We start from the raw sequence: 20,203 nt of genomic DNA, 5'->3' as shown, positions 1-20,203 counted from the left end.
GCGCTGCCAGCGCGCGACGCTGGAAAACGCCAGCGGCGTGCCCGGCAGGGGCGGCGACGGATGGCCCGCCAGCACGGCATAGCGGCCCGACAATTCCTCGAACAGCACGCCGATCGACCAGCCATCCGCGATGGCATGGTGCAGCGTCAGCAGCAGGACGTGATCCTCGGCATGAAGGCGCAGCAGGCGCGCCCGCAGCAGCGGTGCCCGCGCGGTGTTAACGGGGGTATAGGTCTCCTGCGCGATCAGGAGCTCGATCTTCCTGAACTCGAGCGCCTTGCGCCGCTGATTGTCGTGGGGCCGCCCGTCACCGATGGTTTCGACGGTCAGGACCGGACCGAGCGTGGCTGGCGCGATGACCTGGCTGACCGGCTGCTCGCCATTCCAACCGAATGCCGTTCGCAAGGATTCGTGCCGACGCACGATGTCGTCAATGGCTTGCGCCAGGGTGAGCGGATCGACCGGGCCTTCGAGGTGGAACGCGAAGGGCAGGTTGAACAGCGGCAGATCGGGCAGGTTCCGCTCGATCCGCATCATCTGGTCCTGCGCGATCGACAGCGTGGGAGGAGCGCTTTCGGCCAGGCGTGGAACGCCGGCCGCAGGCTTTTGCGGTGCCGTGGCCACGGCCTCGTCGACCCGCCGGGCGAGCTCCGCGATCGTCGGTGCCTCGAAGATGGTCTTGATCGGCAGCGATACGCCAAGCGCTCGGGCGATGCGCGCCATCGCTTGCCCGGCCAGCAGCGAATGGCCGCCGAGATCGAAGAAATTGTCGGTGACACCAAGGCTCTCGACCTTCAGCAGATCGATCCAGATATCGGACAGGACCTTTTCCGTGAAGCGCCGGGCCGGCACGGTCATCTCAGTCGCGGCGCTCTCCTGTTGCGGAGGCGCCAGCACGGCGGAGCGATCGAGCTTGCCGTGGGCGTTGAGCGGGACCTGATCCCGGAACAGGAACGCCGACGGGATTGCATGAACAGGCAGCCGGCTTTTGAGAAAATCGCGCAGCTCGCTGGCGCTGATCTTGTTGCCGGCTTTGGCTACGACGTGGGCAATCAGCCTGACATCGCCATTGGCATCGCGCCGCGGCTCGACGATGCCGGCCCGCACGCTTGCGTGGTCGGCCAGCGCAGTCTCGATCTCCTTGAGCTCGACGCGATAACCACGGACCTTGACCTGAAGGTCGGCGCGGCCGAGGCATTCGATCGTCCCGTCTCCGCGGCGCCTGGCAAGGTCGCCGGTGCGATAGAGCCGGCCGCCTTTCCCCCGCGCGAACGGATCGGGGATGAAGCGCTGCCGGCTCTGCGCGGGATCGTTGACATAGCCACGGCCGACGCCGGCGCCGCCGACGCAGAGCTCGCCGACCACGCCGATCGGCTGCGGCTCCAGATCCGGATCGAGCACGTAAAGCTGGGTGTTGGGCAGGGGCGCGCCGACCGGAACATTGGTGGTCGCAGCATCGGGTGCATGAGTCAATCGGTGCAGCGAGACGTCGTCTGAGCATTCCGAGGCGCCATAGGCATTGATCAGCGGCACTTTCGGGCAGCGGGCGAACCAGGCGCGGCAGAGCTCGACCGGCAGCGGCTCGCCGGTCGAGATCAATAGTCGCAACTTCGCAAAAGCGCGCAGCATCGGCGCCTCGTCCATCCGTTCGAGGATCACGCGAAGCAGCGAGGGCACGATCTCCAGCACCGTTATGCCTTCGCGCTCGATCTCCCGCGCCAGCAGCATCGGATCCTGCACGATCGAATTGCCGCAGACATGGACCCGCGCGCCAACCATGGGACCGGCGAGGAACTGCCAGACCGAGATGACAAAGCTCTGCGGCGCGGTCTGCGCGATCACGTCCGTGGCCGTAAGGCCGAGTTCATCGATGAGCGAGGCGAGATGGTTCGACAGCCCGCGCTGTTCGATCATGACGCCCTTCGGTGCGCCGGAGGAGCCGGACGTATAGATGAGATAGGCCAGGCTCGAATCCGCCCGCCGGGCAGGGCGGCCCGGCTCGCTCGATCCGCCTGCGATTATATCGTCGACTACGGCGACCCGGATGCGTGCGACCAGCGGTTCGAGTAGCGCGTCGACCACGGCGGACTGCGCGCGTCCCGTCAGCAGCACGTTTGCGCAGCTCGAGCCGAGGATGGTTGCGAGCCGCGCCGGCGGCTGCTCGGGATCGAGGTTCAGGAACGCTGCGCCCACACGCTGCGCCGCGATCATCGCTGCAAGCAGGTCCGGTCCGCGATCCGCCAATACCGCGACCACGGTCTCCGCACCGGCACCTTCGCTGGCAAGCCAGCGCGCGATCGCCTGGCTGCGATGCGCTAGTTCGCGATAGCTCCGGGACTGATGTCCATCTGAAATCGCGACGGCATTCGGCGCCTTTTTCGCCTGCCGCTCGAACCGTTCGCAGACATTTCCGCGCGCTGCGAAATTGGCTGGCCGGCCCTTCGTTAGCAATCGCCGGCGCTGCGCGGCCGTCAGCAGCGGCAGGCGCGAGATGCGCTGCTCGGGATTGGTGATGACCGCCTTGAGCAAGGTCTTGAAGCGATCCGCCATGGCCTCGATCGTCGCCGCATCGAACAGATCGGTGGCGTATTCGAAGAAGCCGGTGAAGCGGCCCTCGGCCTCGACCAGCTCGAGCGTGATGTCGAAGCGGGCGACTTGCGGATCGATTTCCAACCGCCGCGTCGACAGGCCGGGAAAGCGCGCGCTCTCGATCGATGCGTTCTGCAGGATGAACATGATCCGGAACAGCGGATTGCCGTCGCTCCTGCGCGCGATCTGCAAGGCACGCAGGACTTCCTCGATCGGAAGGTCCTGGTTGCGGTAAGCATCGAGCGTGGCCTGACGCACCCGGCGCAGCAGCTCGCCGAAGGTCGGGTCGCCGCTGAAATCGTTGCGCAGGATCAGCGTGTTGGCAAACAGCCCGATCAGGCGCTCGCTCTCGATCTGGTTGCGGTTCGCGATCAGCGAACCCGTCGCGACATCCTCGTGCCCGGTGTGGCGGAACAGCAGACACTGAAACACCGCGAGCAGCGCCATGTAAGGCGTCACGCCCTGGTCCCGGCTCAGCGAGCGGATGTCGGCGGAAAGGGGCTTTGAGAATTCGAAATAATGACGGGCGCCGTGGCCGCTCCAGAACTCCGGCCGTGGCCGATCGGTCCGCAGCGGCAGCGTGGTGACGCCGTCGAGCTGGGTCCGCCAATAGTCGAGCTGCTCGCTCGCGGCCGGGGTCTGCGCCCAGCTCTGCTGCCAGCGCGCGAAGTCGCGATACTGAAAGCTGGGCGGGGCGAGCGCCGTCACACTTCCCTTGCGCGCGGCAGAATATCCGGCGGCGAGCGCCTCCCACAACAGCCGTTGCGACCAACCATCGGTGACGAGGTGATGGACATTGACCACCAGCGCATGGCTGCATTTGTCGAAAGAGAGCAGCGTGACCTTCAGCGGCGGCTCACCGGCAAGATCAAATTCGTACTGCGCAAGCTTGAGCGCCTCGCGCCTGACGACCGCAACCTGCCTCTCGGCAGGGCAGGGCTCGAGCTTGATCCGCTCGAGCTGTGGCGATGCCTGAAGCACGCGCTGCACAGGCTCGCCCTCGCGTTCGACGAAGATCGAACGCAGCGCTTCATGACGTGTGCAGATCGCGTTGAGGCTTACCTGAAGCGCGGCAATATCGACCTCGCCCTTCAGCAGCGCGACCTCGACCACGTTATAATTGTAGCGCGTCGGGTCGAGCCTTGAGAGCACGTACATCCGCTGCTGCTGGAACGACAGCGGCGCGTTTGTTTCGGCAGCCTCCTGGCGCCAAGCCGGCAACGTCGCATCGCGGTGCGCCGTGGTCTCGATCCGGGCGGCAAGAGCACCGACCGTGGCGCAATCGAAGATGTCCTCGAAGGAGAAGTCGACGTTGTAGCGTTCGCGCAGGCGGGAGCGCATCTGCGTGACCGCGAGCGAATCTGCGCCGAGCGCAAAGACGTCCTGGTCGATGCCGACCTGCGGAAGCTCGAGCAGACTGGCCCAGATTGCGGCGAGCTGGGTCTCCAGCTCGTTGCGCGGCAGCTGCGTTTCGTCATCGTCGTGGGGGGCTGAAATCAGCTCGGCCAGCGCGTTGCGCTTGACCTTGCCGCTGGCGCCCTTCGGCAGCGCGGCCATCTTACGGATCAGGTTCGGCACCTTGTAGGCGGCGAGACGCTTGCGTGCGAATTGGCGCAACTGGTCTGAGGTCGTCTCGGCATTGTCCCTGAGCACCACGACGGCGGCGACGTTCTCGCCGAGCGTGGCATGGGGAATGGCGAACACGCCGGCCTCCAGCACCGCCGGGTGGGCCAGCAGCACCTCCTCCACCTCCAGCGGCGAGATCTTCTGGCCGCCGCGGTTGATGACGTCCTTGATGCGGCCGACGATGAAGAGATAGCCGTCTGCGTCGAGATAGCCGAGGTCACCGGTCCTGAACCAGCCATCGCGGAACGCGGCCTGCGTCGCCGCTTCGTCATTACAATAGCCGCGGCTCATGTTGGGCCCGCGCAGCATGATCTCGCCATGCTGGCCGGGCGCAAGCAGGCGGCCCGTTTCGTCCATGATCGCGATCTCGGGGCCGGCGGCGCGGCCGACCGAGCCGATCTTGCGTAGCTCGAACGAATTGGCGGCAATCTGCGAGGCAGCTTCCGTCATGCCGTAGGTTTCCAGCACGGGGACGCCGAACATCGCCTCCAGCCCGTTCAGGACGGCGGGTGCAAGCGAGGACGAAGCCGAGCGGATCACCCGCAGCGACGACGACCGGACGCGCTCGGGGCTCGCTTCCGCGGCGGTGAGCAATGCGCGATGAATGGTCGGCACGGCCGTGTACCAGGTCGGTTGCAGGTCCCGCATCCAGCCGAAAAAGGACGGTGCGTCGAAACCGCCTGTTACGATCACGCTGGAGCCCGCCGCGAGTGCGGTCAGGAGGCCGGAGATCAGGCCGTGGGCATGAAACAGCGGCAGGACGTTGAGCAGGCGATCATGCGGAGCGAGCGAAAGCACCCGGCCGGCATTCTGCGCGGAGAGACACACATTGCGGTGCGTCAGAGGCACCATCTTCGGGCGCGCGGCCGTGCCCGATGTCAGCAGGATGAAGGCGTCGTCCTCCGTGCGAGCGGTGCCGTCGGCACAGGCTGGCCCGATCGTCGGGCCCACGAACTTGCAACCGCCGAGATCCGTCTCCGGTCCCGGCACGAAATCGATCACCGCGATATCAAGTGCCCTGGCGACGTCGCGGCTCGGCGAGTTCATGTCCGCCCGTGTAACGAGTGCCGTGAGCTTCAATTCGCTGAAACAACGTTGCAGCTCGTCCGCGGTGAAGTCGGGATTGACGGGGACGCAGGCGCAGGTCGATGCCACCGCGATCAGCGCCAATGCACTGTCGGCTCCGCGCGGCAGTGCGACGGCGATTCGGTCGGCAGGTGTAATGCCGAGCCCGCGCAGCGTGCGGACGCAATGCGCAATCCAGGTGCCGAGCGCGCCGTAGGCCAGAGGAGGCCGGCCGGGCGCGAGCAGGGCGGGCGCCGCCGGCATCGCGCGCGCGTGAAAAGCGAGAAGGCTGCCGATATCGGCAAGGTTCTCGGTTTCGACGCCCGCGCCGACTGGCCTATCTCCCGCCTCGGATGCGATCTCCGACAATGCCATTCCCTTTTGATCCGATTGGGCTATTCTTCCCTGGAGTTTGGCAACGCGTCCAGTCTGAGGTGAAGTTTTGGCCCCAAAATCTGTGGTTGAGGGACCTTAAGCCCTTTGGCGCAGGGAGTGTACGGCGGGATCACCATGCTGGAGAATGAGCCGGGGACTGAAGTCGGGTTGAAGCGTTGGCTCGAAGGCATTGGTCTCGGTCACTATGCCGATCTGTTCACGCAGCACCGCCTCGATCTCGACGTCATGGGCGACCTGACCGAGGCCGATCTTGCCGAGCTAGGGTTACCGCTTGGCGATCGCAAACGGTTGCAGCGGGCAATGGCCGCGCTGTTCAAGGCGGAGACGGTGGAGGCGCCGGCTGCCCCGGCGCGTCCGCAGACCCGCACCGAGGTTGGCGCCGAGCGTCGCCAGCTCACCACCATGTTCTGTGACATGGTGGATTCCACGAAGCTCTCGGCCCAGTTCGATCCGGAAGACGTGCGCGACATGATCGCCAGCTTTCGCGAAACCTGCGTTCGCGTCGTCAAGCATTATGAAGGCTTTGCCGCCCGCTTCGTCGGCGACGGCATTCTGGTCTATTTCGGCTATCCGACCGCGCATGAGGACGACGCCGAGCGCGCGGTGCGCGCCGGGCTCGAGATCGTGCGGGTGCTGTCGACCGCGCGCGCGATCGAGCCGCGCGGCGCGCTCAGCCACGTGCCCGCCGTCCGCATCGGGATCGCGACCGGCCTCGTCGTGGTCGGCGACCTCGTCGGCCAGGGCACCGAAGAGCGCGACTCCGCCGTCGGCGAGACCGTCAATCTCGCCGCGCGTCTGCAGGCGCTGGCGCCTCCCAACGGCGTGGTGATCTCCGCCTCGACGCAGTCGCTGCTGAAGGGCAAGTTCGATTACCGCGATCTCGGCGCCCAGACGTTGAAAGGCATCTCGGAAAAAACCCAGGCCTGGCACGTCGTGCGCGCCACGCGCGTGGAGACCCGCTTCGCCGCCGCCATGGGCACGCGGCTGACCCCTCTGGTCAACCGCGAAGAGGAAATCGCGCTGCTGATGGCTCGCTGGCAGCAGGTCAAGGACGGCGACGGCCAGGTCGTCGTCAAGTTCGGCGAGCCCGGGATCGGCAAGTCGCGCATCATCCAGGAGATATTTGAGCGGATCGCAGGTGACCGGCACGGGCATGTCGCGTTCCAGTGCTCTCCCTATTACACCTCCACTGCGTTCTATCCCTTCGTCGAGCAGCTCAAATTCTCGCTCGGTCTCGATCGCGAGGATGCCTCCGCGCTGTCGCTGGCGAGCCTGGAGAATGCGATCGCCGCAGCCCACGGCGATATCGAGCAGGTGGCACCGCTGTTCGCCGCGCTGCTGTCGATCCCGACCGGTGGGCGCTATCCGCCGCTGGACCTGTCGCCGCAGCAACACAAAGACGCGACCGTCGCGGCGCTGGTCAATCACTTCCTGGGGCTCGCGCGCGAGATGCCGCTGGTGATGGCCTTTGAGGATCTGCACTGGATCGATCCGACGTCCCGCGAGGTGGTCGATTTGCTGGTCGACCAGGTGCAGAACCGGCCGATCCTGGCCATCATCACGGCGCGCTCCGAATTCCAGCCGAGCTGGAACGCGCATTCGCACATCACAACGCTGGTGCTGAACCGGCTGAGCCGGCCGCTGCGCACCACGCTGGTCGAGCGCGTTGCGGGCAGAGAGCTTCCCAAGGAGGTCGTCGAGGAGATCATCGTCAAGACCGACGGCGTGCCGCTGTTCCTTGAGGAGTTGACCAAGACGGTTCTCGAATCCAACCTCCTGACCGAGCGGCACGGGCGCTACGTGCTGTCGGGTCCGTGGCGGCAGCTCGCGATCCCGGCGACCTTGACGGACTCGCTGATGGCCCGTCTCGACCGGATGGGGCCGTTCAAGCGGATTGCACAGATCGGCGCCACCATCGGCCGCGAATTCTCCTACGAGACCCTGCACGCGGTCGCCAACACGCCGGCGGAGCAGATCGAGGCGGCGCTGACCCATCTGGAGGAGGCCGGCCTGATCATGCGCCGGGGGCATCCGCCAGACGCGGTTTACTCCTTCAAGCACGTGATGATCCAGAATGCGGCGCATGCCAGCCTGTTGCATAGTGAGCGGCGCAAGCTGCATGCCAGCATCGCCCAGGTCCTTGCCGAGATGTATCCGGAGAAGACCGATCGCGAGCCGGAGCTGCTGGCCCACCATCTGACCGAGTCCGGACAGAGCGAGGGCGCGGCGAGCTTCTGGCTGAAGGCCGGCAAGCAGGCGGCAAAGAGCGGCGCCAATCTCGAGGCCATCGGCCATCTTCGCCGTGGCTTGAGCGTCGTGCAGGCCAACGCACGCATGCAGGGCGCCGACGAGGTGGAGCTTGAGCTGCGGATCGCGCTCGGCAACGCGCTGATCGCCGCCAAGGGCTACGCCGTGCAGGAGGTCGAGGAGAACTACATTCGCGCCCTCGAGCTTGGCCAGCAGCTCGACGACGACGAAAAGACCTTTGCGGCGACGCGCGGGCTATGGGTGTGCCATTTCATCCGCGCCGACCTGACCCGCGCGCATCATCTCAGCGTCGAGCTGCTGAAATTCGCCAAGCGCGAGCGGTTGAACGAGGACGCGGCGCAGCAGACCGGCTACCTGATCGAGGCGCACCGCTCGATCGCGATGACCATGCTCTATCGCGGGCGCTTCGCCGCCGCGCAACATCATCTGCATCGCTGCATCGATCTCTACAGTCCCGATCTGCATTCCGACCTGATGGAGCGTCACGGCACCGATCCCGGTGTCGTCTCGCTGTCCTATCTCGGCTACCTGCTCTGGTTCCTGGGCCAGCCGGACGCGGCGCGCCAGCACAGCGAGCAGGCGATTGCGCTCGCGGAGAAGATCCGCCATCCGTTTTCGCTCGCCTTCGCGCTCGTGTTCGGCGCCTATCTCTGCCAGCATCTGCGCGATATCGAAGGGACGCGCGATCACGCCAACCGCGCCATGATCATCGCCACCGAGCACAATTTCCTGCACTGGAAGCAGCAGGCCGCGATTCTGCGCGGCTGGGCGCTGGCCCAGCTCGGCGACCTCGACGAAGGCATCAGCCAGATGCGCTTCGGCCTCGACGAGTATGAGGCGATGGATTCCTGGCTCGCCGGCTGCTGGTTCCGCTGCCTGCTCGCGGAGGCCTATGCCAAGGTCGGCATGCGCGATGCCGCCTTGCGCGCGCTGGACGGTGCGCTTGCGACCGCAAGGCGCACCGGCGATCACTCCTACCTCGCCGAGGTGTACCGCCTGCAGGGGGAGATCACCTTGTCGGATGGCAATCCGGCCTCGGTGCAGGAGGCGGAAGATCTGTTCGAGCTGTCGCTGGAGACGGCGCGCAAGCAGGGCGCGTTGTCCTGGGAGCTCAGAACCGCCGTGAGCCTCGCGCGGCTGTCGCACGCATCGGGCAAGCGCGAGCACGCAAGCCTTCTGCTCGTGCCGATCGTCGGCAAATTCAACGAGGGCTTCCTGACGCCCGACCTGAAGCTGGCCATGCAGCTGGTGCATGAGCTCGGCGGCGATACGCCGGCTCGTCCGCAGGCCAATCCGGTGAAATGAGCGATCTGTCCGCTGCGCGGGCGCGCTTCGTCGAGCTCATCGCGAAGCGCGAGCGGATTGCTTCGTCGCGCCTGCTTGCGGCGCTTGCGGCGGTGCCGCGTGAAAATTTTCTGGCGAAAGGACCCTGGCGCATCAAGAGCGGGGCGGCGCGCAACTACCGGCTGACGCCCAGCGCCGATCCCGTTCATCTCTACGATAACGTGCTCGTCGCCATCGACGCGCGCCGCAAGCTCGACACCGGGCTGCCGAGCCTGTGGGCCCATTTCATCGATGTGCTCGACATCCGAGCGAAGGATCGCGTGATCCAGATCGGTTGCGGGCTCGGCTATTTCTCGGCGATCCTGTCGGAGATCGTGGGGACGAAGGGCAGGGTGTGTGCAATCGAATGCGACGCGCGACTCGCGGCGCGCGCTGCGAATTACCTGCGCGCCTATCACAATGTCGAGGTCGTCTACGGCGACGGCTGTCGTGATATTGGCGAGCCGGCCGACGTCATCATCGTGCATGCCGGCTTCGCGCATCCGCATCCGCTCTGGCTTGCATCGCTTCGCCCGCGCGGCCGGCTGCTGGTGCCGCTGACGCAGCGCGACCGTGAAGGTGCCGCCCTCATGATCACGCGCCGGGGCAAGGGGTTCGTCGCCGAAGCGGTACAGCAGATCCGGATCTTTCCAGGCCACGGTCGCGGGGTGACCGCGCTCGACGACCGCGTCGCCGACTGGTGGCAACGCGCATCCGCCCTGGCGCCGCTGCGCTTTCGCGGGATCGAGCAGGGATTGCCGTCGGATGGCTAACACTGGCTTAGATCGGACGTGAGTGTTCACCTCTCCCCGTCGGGGAGGGGTGAGACCCTGCCAGTCCTCACACGTCCTTCGTGAACTTGCTGATGACATCCATGAACGGCTTGGGCTTGAACTCGCCGTCGAGCGGCAATGGCCGGTTCGGCTGCTTGTCCGGGCGTTTGACGTAGCCGTTGATCCAGCTGTAGCGATCGGAAATGCCCCAGGTCAGGACCGAGCGCACGGGGCCGCTGCTCGCGATCGCCGTCAGGAGATCGTCGACGCGCTTGGCGACAATGGCGTCGCGCTCCAAAGGACTTCCGGTCAGCTTCTGATCGTCGACGTCGAGCTCGGTGACGAAGACCTCGAGGCCCCATGAGCGGATCTCGGTGACGAATTCGGCAAGCCCGTGGGTGTCAATCTCGAGCTCGGCATGGAGATGCGATTGCAGCCCGACCGCGTGCAGCGGAACGCCTTGATCCAGCAGCTCCATGATGAGGTTGCGGTAGGCCGCGCGCTTGGCGATGAACGAATCCTTCGCCGACTCGATATCGTATTCGTTGATCGCGAGCTTGACGTAGGGATCGGCGGCGGCTGCGGTGCGGAACGCCAGCGGAATCCAGCGGTCGCCGAGATGCTGGGTCCAGAAGGTGTCGCGCCGGTCCTTGACGTCCCTGGGATTGTCGGGGATCGGCTCGTTGACGACGTCCCACGAGGTCAGCTTGTCCTTGTAATAGGACGCGACGGTCGAGATGTGATCCACATAGGCGCGCTCGACGCCCTTCGAATCCTTGATCCGCTTGGTCCAGTCAGGAATGTCGTGATACCAGGCGAGCGTATGGCCGCGCATGGTCAAATCGTTCTGCTGCGCGAAATCCAGAATTGCGTCGGCGCGTTCGAAGGCGAAGGTGTGCGCGTCCGGTCGCAGCATCGGCCATTTCAGCTCGAGCACCGGCACCACCTGCGTGCAATAGGTGCTGATGGCCTCGCCCAGCCGTGGATCTGACTGCAAATCCCAGAGCGTGGCCGCCGCACCATAGCCCTGATGACGCCGGGCAAGTTTCGACGCCGGCAGCGCCGCGGACGCCGATGCGCCCGCCGCGAGCGTAGCGGCGCCGCCGAGGATAAATTCGCGTCTGTCGAGCTTGGTCACGTGGCTGCAGTCCTTTCGGAACCAACGCGCCATCGTACCAAGCGGCGCCTTGCAACGCCGCGGTTTCCTGTTGTTGGGTTAATTGTCGCGAATGTTTGGCTCAGCGCGCGTGGCGCTGCATCACCGCTTCGGCGATGTCGTAATAGTGCAGCGCGCCCTTTTCGAGCGTGAGGTTGTCCATGACATAGTCGCGAGGCGCGAAGCCGCCCGCGCTCACCTGCGACCAGAAGCCGCTCCAGCCGGAGATGAAGCCATCGGCATCGATAAATGTGCTGCCGCAGCGTGCGTCGAAATAGGGCACGGAGGACACGCCGCCTTCGTATCTCACTTTGTCCGGGAAATATTCCGGATCCTGCCACGGGCCGCCGCGGTCCCAGGCGAATACGGGCACGCCGCTGGACAGCGCCTGCTGGCAGGCGATGCCCTGGCTCTCGTGTTCGCAGAGGAAGACCATGCTGCGGCAGCGCGCCAGCGCTGCCTTGTAGTCGTCTTCCTTGTAATGGCCGTAGCGGATCACCTCGACCGTGCGACCGCTCGCTTCGAGATGCGATCTTATCGGTTCGATCAGCTCGCTGTCGTAGCGGTCATGTTCCCAGCGAACCTTGTCGTAGAGCAGCACGTCGAGGCTTTTTTGCGCGGCCGGCGTTGGCGTCCACAAATCGGTTTCGATGCCGACCGGCCACACCTGGACGTCAGGCCAGTAGGGCCGGCACATCTGCGCATACCAGTCGCAGGGCACCAGGATCGTGTTCTCGTGAACATGCTTGAGACGCTTGGGCACGTCAACCGGATGGTTGTACATGACGACGCCGAGCAGCAGCGGGTTCTTCCATGCGAACCAGTCGAGCACGAACGGACGCCCGAGAATGCAGGCGAGCTCCTCCGGATGCTTGCGGATGTAGCTGTAGTCGTTGACGCGATAAGGAATTCCAACCCGGTCGAGCCCGGCGCAGAGATTGAGGAATACGCGCCGCTGGCCGCTGATCCAGGATTTTCCGAGCAGCATCCGCCGCACCAGCGGCCGGACATGGCGGTCGCCCGGAAACCAGCGGTCGTCACGCTCCTCGAAGAACAAATTGAGCGTCATCCGCTCGCCCCCGTCCCCGGGGGATGCCGGGACCAGGGACGCGTTCGTCCCGGCATGGGGGAGGGCGCTCGGGTTTGCCCCTATGCGTTCGACAACGTCCATCTCAGCCACGTCCACACATTAACCAAACGTCGGGCGACGTCTTTAAAATCATGGTTTCCTTTCGGTGATCGCGGCGGCGCGTTCAAGCACAGGGCAAATTTAACGATAACGCGCGAAAGCGGTGGCTCCGTCCCATTCGGCGGCCGATTTGCAGACTTAAAAGACTATCTTGGGAGATGCTGCGGCGCAGTCCGATCGCCAGCCTTTGTTCACCAGGTCTTCGTTCACCAAGTCTTCGTTCACAAGCCAAGGTCCAACTGAATAACGGCTGCTCGATTTCAAGGCCGCCGGTCCCGTGCACGCATGCTGAACCGCCATTTCTCCATCTACCTCGTCAGCTACATCCTGTCTGCTGCGATGGGTTTTTTCGCGGTCACCGCCTACACGCGGCTGCTGACGCCGGCGGAGTATGGCGTCTATGTCGTCGGCATGAGCATGGCCGGCATTCTGGGCGCGATCTTCTTCGCCTGGATCAAGCTGTCGGTGTCGCGCTATCAGGCGATGTCGGCGGAAGTGGATTTTCGCGGCACGGCGATGGCTGGCTTTGCGCTGACCGTCCTTGCCATGTGCGCGGCGACCCCCCTGGTATTCCTGTTCCGTAGCGACGTCAGTGTCGAGCTCGTGCTCGCCAGTATGTTCGTCGCGATCATGTCGAACGGGTTTGACGTCGGCCAGGAGTTCGAACGCGCCAAGTTTCGGCCCTTTCGGTTCGCGGCGATCTCGATGGTACGCAGCGTGGCGAGCGTCGGATTCGGCCTGCTCGGGATCTGGCTCGGCTGGGGCGGCATGGGCCTGCTCGCCGCCTTTGGCCTCGGCTCGCTGACCGGCGTCATCCTCAATCTCGTCAGCGATCGCGCCAGGGTCGCAAGCTTTTCGCGCAGCCAGTTCATGCAGCTGGCGCGCTACGGCCTGCCGTTGACGCTGGCCGGACTTTCCGTCGCGGTCTACTCGGCCAGCGACCGGCTCATTGTCGCCTATCTGCTCGGCAAGGATTCCGCCGGCATTTTCGGCGTCGCCGCCGACCTGCCGCGCCAGTTCATGGTCATGATCGCCACCAGCGTTGCCGCGGCCACCGTGCCGATGGTGTTCCGCTCGCTGTCGGAGGGGAACACGACGCGGGAGCGGCTGACCGAGAGCCTCGAGCTGCTGCTGGCCGTCGTCGCCCCCGTCGCGGTCTGGCTTGCGCTTGCCGCCGATCAGGTCACGGGCACGCTGGTCGGTGTCGATTTTCGCGGCGGCGTGGCCGCACTGCTGCCGACGCTGGTGCTCGCCCGCTTCTTCGGCATTGCCAATCAATTCTACGTCCAGCTCAGCTTCCAACTCGCCGAACGCCCTTTCATGCTGGCGGCACAGTCGTTTCTCACGCTGGTGGTGAGCGTGGCGCTCATGTTCACTATGGTTGCGGGTTACGGCATCTACGGCGCTGCGCTGGCGACCCTCGCAACCGAGGTGATCGGCTTCGTCGTCGCCGTCGTGCTGATGCACCGCGCCCATCCCGTACCGTTCGACGTCGTCAGCCTCGCCGGCGTCGCCGCTTCCGCCGCGGCAATGGCAGCTGCAATCCTCCTTGCGCGGTCTCAGGTCCACGGCACCGGTATCGCGGCGCTGATCATCGTGAGCGTTGCGGGCGGCCTCGCCTACGTCGCCGTCACGTGGCTTCTCAATGTCGCGAATGTGCGGACGCTGTCGCTGCGCATCCTGCAGACGTTCAATCGCAAGGCGCTGGGCGTCTAAGCCGCCGAAGCTGACGAACCGGTCAGGCGGGACGGCTGCGGCTTGCGCATACGCATCTGAATTCCGCGCCACATCTCACGCCTGACAATCCATGTATCGTCTCACCTCCTCCAGCCACGGTGAAGCGACGATGGCACCATCAGGCCCTCTCAGCGGCATCCGCGTCCTCGATCTGACCAGCGTGCTGTTCGGTCCCTATGCCGCGCAAATGCTCGGCGATTGGGGCGCCGACGTCATCAAGATCGAGCCACTCACCGGCGACACCTGGCGCTACGCCGGCCTGTTCCGGAATCGCGGCATGAGCGGCCAGTTCATGGCGGTCAACCGCAACAAGCGCAGCCTCGCGCTCGATCTGAAGCATCCTGATGGCAAGGCGGTGCTGGCGAAGCTGGTCCCGACGGTCGACGCGCTCGTCACCAATGTGCGCCCGGCCGCAATGGCCCGGCTTGGCTTCGGTTACGCCGACTGCGCAAAGCTCAATCCGAGGCTGATCTATGCGGCCGCGACCGGCTTCGGCCAGGACGGCCCCTGGGCGGCGCGCCCGGCCTTCGATGAGATCATCCAGGCGGCCTCGGGCCTCGCATCGTCGATCGGATCGGACGATGAGCCGCAATTCGTCCCGAGCCTGATCGGCGACAAGATCTGCGCGATGGCGATGGTCGGTGCGGTCTCGGCAGCGCTGTTTCGGCGCGAGCGCACCGGGCAGGGGCAGATGGTCGAGGTGCCGATGCTGGAGACGATCGCGGGCTTCAACAGCATCGAGATGCTGGGCGGGCATGCGTTCGATCCGCCGATCGGCCCGTCCGGCTACAAGCGCATGAAGAACCGCCGTCCGGTGAAGACCAAAGACGGCTGGCTGACGATGCTGCCCTATTCGGGGGAGAATTGGTGCGCCTTCTTCGAAGCCGTCGGCCGCCCCGAGCTGATCGAGGAGCTCGGCGTGCGCGATCCCGTGCTGCGCTCGCAGAACATCGACAAGGTCTACGACCGCATGAGCGAGATCGGGCCGACCCGCACCACCGCGGAGTGGGAGGAGCTATTGCTGCGGCTCGACGTGCCGCACACCGCCTTCGCCAAGCTGACCGAGCTCGGCGAGCAGCCGCATCTTAAGGCGGTCGGCTTGTTTGCCGATATCGATCACCCGACGGAAGGTCGCCTCCGCCAGGCGCGTCCTGCGACAAAGTTTTCCGAGAGCCCGGCCGGCATCCATCGCATGGCGCCGCGGCTTGGCGAGCATTCGCGTGAAGTGTTGCGCGAGGCCGGCATCGGCGACGCCGAGATCGAGACCCTCGTCGCGAACAAGGCCGTCGGCGCGCCGTAACGCGTTTCGCCTGATCGCTTGGCGCTGGCAGATGCCGTCACCTTCGCCAGTCCGCGATCTTCTGTGATTCTGGTCACATCCAGTCAGACTGCTTCCCGGGGCGGACAGTGCGTCCGGGCGGTCACCGCCATCGCCAGCTCCGGGCCAGCCTCGGCCGCCCGCCCTTCCGCCCGCACGGACCCTCGTATAAGAGAGTTTCGTCGCTGGAATGGACCGAATAATGCCGGAAACGGAACAGATGATGGCTGCGAATTCTTAATCCGAAGATCGCAATCTGACGGATCATCGATGCAAGTGCGGACAGACAACCGGGGAATGGCATGAAAGACCTGATGACGACGGCGCAATCCAATCGAGCGGTGCGACGTTGGGGGGCTCCCGGAGTTGTGATGTTCGCTCTAGCGCTGGCGCTGGCCGCCCCGGGCCAGGCGCTGGCCGCCAAGCAGCCGCGCCAGACCGTTGAGGCGGTGGCGCCGCGCGAAGCGGGCGAGCCGATCATGGCGATCGTGTCGATCAAGAGCCAGCAGGTGACGTTCTACGATTCCGAGGGCTGGATCCTGCGCGCGCCGGTCTCGACCGGCACGACGGGACGCGAGACGCCGGCCGGCGTCTTCGCCGTCATCGAGAAGGACAGGGATCACCACTCGACCATGTATGACGATGCCTGGATGCCGAACATGCAGCGCATCACCTGGAACGGCATCGCGCTGCATGGCGGACCGCTGCCCGGCTACGCGGCCTCGCACGGCTGCGTGCGCATGCCCTTCGATTTCGCCGAACGCCTGTTCGACAAGACCAATATCGGCATGCGGGTGATCATCTCGCCGAACGACGCCGCCCCGGTCGATTTCTCGCATCCTTCGCTGTTCGTGCCGAGCAAGGAGGCCATCGCGGCGGCCCCGGCGCGTGCGGACAAACTCCTCGTGGAGGAGGAGGAGGCCGTCAGGGCGGCCGATGAAGCCAAGAAGGCCGCTTCTGCTGCGGCGAAGGAGGCGCAATCGCTGCCGGCCATGCTGCGCAAGCTCGAGCAGCAGAAGGCGCGCGCCGACGCCGAGAACGCCTATGCCGACAAGCTGGTTGCCAATGCCAAGAACGACCAGGCCAGGGCAAAGGCCGACGAGCTGAAGCAGAAGGCGGCGGCCAAGGCCGCTGATGCCGCAACCCAGCTCGACGCCGCCAAGGCCGCCGCTCAGCCCAAGCGCGACGCGGTTGCCGCGACCAAGGAGGCGGCCAAGGTCGCCGCGGCCAAGAAGGTCGAGGCTGTGAAGGCTGCGACCGATGCCAAGCTCGCGATGGAGCCGGTCTCGGTCTATATCAGCCGCGCCACGCAGAAGCTCTATGTTCGGCGCAATACCCACAAGCCCGCGCCGGATGGCGGCGGCGAGGTGTTCGATACCAGCATCGAGGTTCCCGTCACCATCCGCAATCCCGACCAGCCGATCGGCACGCACATCTTCACGGCAATGGCGAAGAGCGGCGCGGGCCTGCGCTGGAGCGTCGTCAGCATTGACGAGGGCGACGACGCCAAGGACGCGCTCGACCGCATCACGATCCCGCAGGACGTGTGGGATCGCATCGCGCCGACCGCGTTGCCGCGGTCCTCGATCATCATCTCGGACGAGCCCTTGAGCGCCGAGACCAACTATCGCACCGAGTTCGTCGCGGTCCTGAGCAATCATCCGCAAGGCGGCTTCATCACCCGCAAGCCGACCGCGCCGCCGGTGGAAATGGCCAGCGACGATGGCTGGGGCGGTAATGGCTTCTTCTTCTTTGGGCAGCGCGATCCCTATGCGCAGCCGGTCAATCCGCGCCGCCGCGCCGGCCAGTACCAGTATTATCAGCCGGCACAGCCGATGCCGATGCAGCGGAGTTTTTGGTAAGGGCAAGGCTGGAGCATAGCTGCTGCGGCATTACGGCCGGGCCGTGATCACCAGCGCCTGAATCTTTGCTTCGACCGGTCCCGAGCCGTGGCGTTTCCGGATCGCTTCGGCGACCGCGTCGGTCGCGGCCTCGAGCCTGCTCGCATCCCTGGCCTCGATCTCACCGCGCAGCGGCGTTCCCTGGCAATACGCGATCGCGACATATTCGGCCGATGGCGCGCGGCTCGTCGCCGTCAGGATTTCGATCGATATGTCCCTGAAGCCTGCGCGCTCGAGATCGGCCTTGATGACCGCCTTGTCGTGATAGCCGTGCGGCGTCCGCGCCATGAACAGCGGCGGATCGTCGGGGAACATCTTGCCGAGCGTGGCGGTCGCCTCATCGGCGAACACATTGTCAGCGATACGGTCCCACACATTGAACAGATAGGTGCCGCCAGGCTTCAACACCCGCCTCGTCTCGGCGTAGCCCTTGCTCCGGTCCGGAAAGAACATGGCGCCGAACTGGCAGAAGACCACGTCGAACGCGGCGTCGTTGAAGGGCAGCGTCAGCGCATCGGCCTGACGCCAGGTCATGCGGGGATCGTCACCCTGACGCTGCCTGGCGACTGCGAGCATCGGCTCGTTGAGGTCGGTCGCGACATAGCGGACATCCGACGGCAGCAGAGCCGCCACGGCCCGTGTCACCGCGCCGGTGCCCGCGGCGATCTCGAGCAGGTCCGAGGGCGACAGCGCGGCGACGCGTCTGGCCAGGTCGTCGGCATAGACCGAGAAGATCAGCGGGACCAGATATTCGTCGTAGAGCTTGGGGACCGAGCCGGCGAAAACCTTGTCAGTTGCAGACATGCTTGCCTCTCTGAAGGTTGGACCGTCGCGGGCACGATAGCACGGTTCGAGCCGGCAATCCGAAGATCGTGGCCACTTGGGAGCTCGGGCATACGCCTCGACGCCGAGGCGTGAGACGATTAATGATGCGTGGGTGATCCCCTGCTGGATGCCTGCACGACATGAAAACCACGCTGCTGAAACCGGAAGACTACACCCGTGCGCCCTGGAAGAACGGCGGCGGCATCTTTACCGATATCGCGGATGCGCATCGGCCCGGCACGGAGGTGAAGAACTGGGACAGCCTGCTGTGGCGCTTTGCCTCGACGCCGATCGTCGCGCCCGGGCCGTTCTCGCACATGCCAGGCATCGACCGGCTGCAGATGGTGATCGGCGGGCGCGGGCTGGTGCTGAAAGCCGAGGGGCAGGAGTTCGACGAGCGCGAGCCGTTCACGACCGTCCGCTTCACCGGCGAGATGGAGATCGTGACCGAGCTCGAGGCCGGTCCGGTCGAGGTCGTCAATCTGATGGCGCGGCGCGGTGCGGCGGAGATCGCGGTGGTGGCGCTGAAGGAGCCCGGCGAGCGGTCGTTGCCCGCCGGCACGCATCTGGTGTACGCGCTATCAGGCGATTGCGGCATTCGGGTCAGTGGCGAGGAATTTCTCGTTCCCGGCGGCTGCACGCTGAAAGTCGAGCTGGCCGAGGCGTCCAGGCTGGCATTCGTTTCGGGACTTGCCGTGCTGGGATCGATTCGGCTCACCGGCTAGGCCGCGGTCGTGCGAATGCGTACAATCCGTGCAACTGGCTAGGTTGACGCGGTCCATCCGGAACACGATATCTGCTGACGTAAAGACTGCCGCCGAAGGCCAGGATATGAACGCGTCAGACAAGATTCCCGCTGCCACGTTAGCCGACGGCGTTGTCGACTGGCTGACTACCGGGACGCACAACGAGCGCTTCATCGACAACATTTTTGCCGAGATGTGCATCCGCGTCCAGCAAGCGGGCATTCCGTTGCAGCGGTCGACGCTTCACGTGCTGATCCAGCATCCGCAATGGCTGGGGGCGCGTTTCATGTGGGCCGCCGGCATGCGTGAGGCCGAGATCGCACGAGTCGATTTCGACGTGCGGGAGCGCTCCGAATATATCGGCAGTCCCGCCAACGAGATGCAGAATGGCGCAACTGAAGTGCGCGAAAATCTCGAACGGGATCCGGCGCTCGGCCGCAAGCACGCACTCTACGACGAGATGCGCTCGAAGGGCCTGACGGACTATGTCGCCTGGCCGCTCTATCACACGCTTGGCAAGCGCCATCTCGTCACCTTTGCTACAGACCGCCGCGGCGGCTTCGAGGATGCGCACATCGCGGCCCTGAAGAAGCTGCTGCCGGTGCTGGCGCTGGTCAGCGAAATTCGCATCAAGAACCGCCTGGCGCGGACGCTGCTGGAGACCTATGTGGGTTCCCATGCCGGCGAGCTGATCCTCGCCGGCGCCACGCGCCGTGGCACCGGCACGACGGTGCGCGCCGCGATCATGATCTGCGACCTCAGGGATTTCACAAAAATCTCCGATAACTGGCCGCGCGATGACGTCATCGATCTGCTCAACGATTATTTCGACGCGATGTCGGACCCGATCGCCCGCCATGGCGGTGAGATCCTGAAATTCATCGGCGATGGCCTGCTCGCGATCTTTCCGCTCAGCCAGCCCAACGCCTGCGCCAATCTCCTGCACGCCGTCACCGAAGCCCGGCAGGCGATGGCTGCCCTGAACGCGCGCAACAACGGCACGGGCCGCGCGCCGCTGAATTACGGCATCGGCGTCCATGTCGGCGACGTCATGTACGGCAACATCGGCTCGAAAAGCCGGCTCGACTTCACCGTGATCGGCCCCGCCGTCAACATGGCCTCGCGCCTGGAGGCGCTCACCAAGCAGATCGGCAAGAAGGTGCTGCTGTCGCGCGACTTCGCCGAGCTGGTCGATCGCGAATTCGAGCTGGAGCGCGTCGGCAAGCATGCTGTGCGCGGCTTCAGCGACCCGATCGAGCTGTTCGCGTTTGAGCCGGCCGCGCGGGCCTAG

At 65.3% G+C, this 20,203-nt stretch carries 11 protein-coding genes; 7 read left to right on the top strand and 4 right to left on the bottom strand.

Annotation, left to right across the window (positions count from 1 at the left end; genetic code table 11):
* Positions 1–5,655 (bottom strand): non-ribosomal peptide synthetase (locus tag AOQ71_RS16470; protein WP_245316906.1); only part of this gene is annotated, 5,655 nt, incomplete at its 3' end.
* A 135-nt stretch (positions 5,656–5,790) separates the two neighbouring features.
* Here AOQ71_RS16470 and AOQ71_RS16465 point away from each other — a divergent pair.
* A complete protein-coding gene (locus AOQ71_RS16465) occupies positions 5,791–9,249 on the top strand; it encodes an ATP-binding protein (protein ID WP_057748082.1) in 3,459 nt (1,152 codons plus the stop codon).
* Complete coding sequence (locus tag AOQ71_RS16460; RefSeq protein ID WP_057747871.1) at positions 9,246–10,040, top strand: protein-L-isoaspartate O-methyltransferase family protein; 795 nt, start codon at positions 9,246–9,248, stop codon at positions 10,038–10,040. The genes AOQ71_RS16465 and AOQ71_RS16460 overlap by 4 nt, the downstream gene beginning before the upstream one ends.
* A gap of 67 nt (positions 10,041–10,107) precedes the next feature.
* Here the strand turns inward: AOQ71_RS16460 and AOQ71_RS16455 are convergent, their stop codons facing one another.
* Together AOQ71_RS16455 and AOQ71_RS16450 are read right to left on the bottom strand one after the other, a co-directional pair.
* A complete protein-coding gene (locus tag AOQ71_RS16455; RefSeq protein WP_057748079.1) occupies positions 10,108–11,178 on the bottom strand; it encodes an endo-1,4-beta-xylanase in 1,071 nt (356 codons plus the stop codon).
* A gap of 100 nt (positions 11,179–11,278) precedes the next feature.
* Positions 11,279–12,367: a glycosyltransferase gene (locus AOQ71_RS16450; protein ID WP_057748077.1), complete on the bottom strand. Its 1,089-nt coding sequence runs from the start codon at positions 12,365–12,367 to the stop codon at positions 11,279–11,281.
* A 303-nt stretch (positions 12,368–12,670) separates the two neighbouring features.
* Here AOQ71_RS16450 and AOQ71_RS16445 point away from each other — a divergent pair, with 303 nt between their 5' ends.
* The 3 genes from AOQ71_RS16445 (at position 12,671) to AOQ71_RS16435 (ending at position 17,302) form a co-directional block, all read left to right on the top strand.
* Positions 12,671–14,101 carry an oligosaccharide flippase family protein gene (locus AOQ71_RS16445; RefSeq protein ID WP_057747868.1) on the top strand — a complete coding sequence of 477 codons (1,431 nt, stop codon included), beginning with the start codon at positions 12,671–12,673 and terminating at the stop codon, positions 14,099–14,101.
* Between the two features lie 91 nt (positions 14,102–14,192).
* Positions 14,193–15,422, top strand: coding sequence for a CaiB/BaiF CoA transferase family protein (locus tag AOQ71_RS16440; RefSeq protein ID WP_245316905.1), 1,230 nt, complete (start codon positions 14,193–14,195; stop codon positions 15,420–15,422).
* A 320-nt stretch (positions 15,423–15,742) separates the two neighbouring features.
* Complete coding sequence (locus AOQ71_RS16435) at positions 15,743–17,302, top strand: L,D-transpeptidase (protein ID WP_057747865.1); 1,560 nt, start codon at positions 15,743–15,745, stop codon at positions 17,300–17,302.
* A 30-nt stretch (positions 17,303–17,332) separates the two neighbouring features.
* Here the strand turns inward: AOQ71_RS16435 and AOQ71_RS16430 are convergent, their stop codons facing one another.
* Complete coding sequence (locus tag AOQ71_RS16430) at positions 17,333–18,145, bottom strand: class I SAM-dependent methyltransferase (RefSeq protein ID WP_057747862.1); 813 nt, start codon at positions 18,143–18,145, stop codon at positions 17,333–17,335.
* A 161-nt stretch (positions 18,146–18,306) separates the two neighbouring features.
* Between AOQ71_RS16430 and AOQ71_RS16425 the strand changes: the two genes are divergently transcribed.
* A complete protein-coding gene (locus tag AOQ71_RS16425; RefSeq protein WP_057747859.1) occupies positions 18,307–18,891 on the top strand; it encodes a HutD/Ves family protein in 585 nt (194 codons plus the stop codon).
* Positions 18,892–18,997: 106 nt separating this feature from the next.
* Positions 18,998–20,203: an adenylate/guanylate cyclase domain-containing protein gene (locus AOQ71_RS16420; RefSeq protein ID WP_057747856.1), complete on the top strand. Its 1,206-nt coding sequence runs from the start codon at positions 18,998–19,000 to the stop codon at positions 20,201–20,203.

This window comes from Bradyrhizobium manausense (genome assembly GCF_001440035.1).
GTDB lineage: Bacteria > Pseudomonadota > Alphaproteobacteria > Rhizobiales > Xanthobacteraceae > Bradyrhizobium > Bradyrhizobium manausense.
The sequence above is the reverse complement of the archived record's forward strand: the minus strand, read 5'-3'. Positions and strand labels throughout refer to the sequence as shown.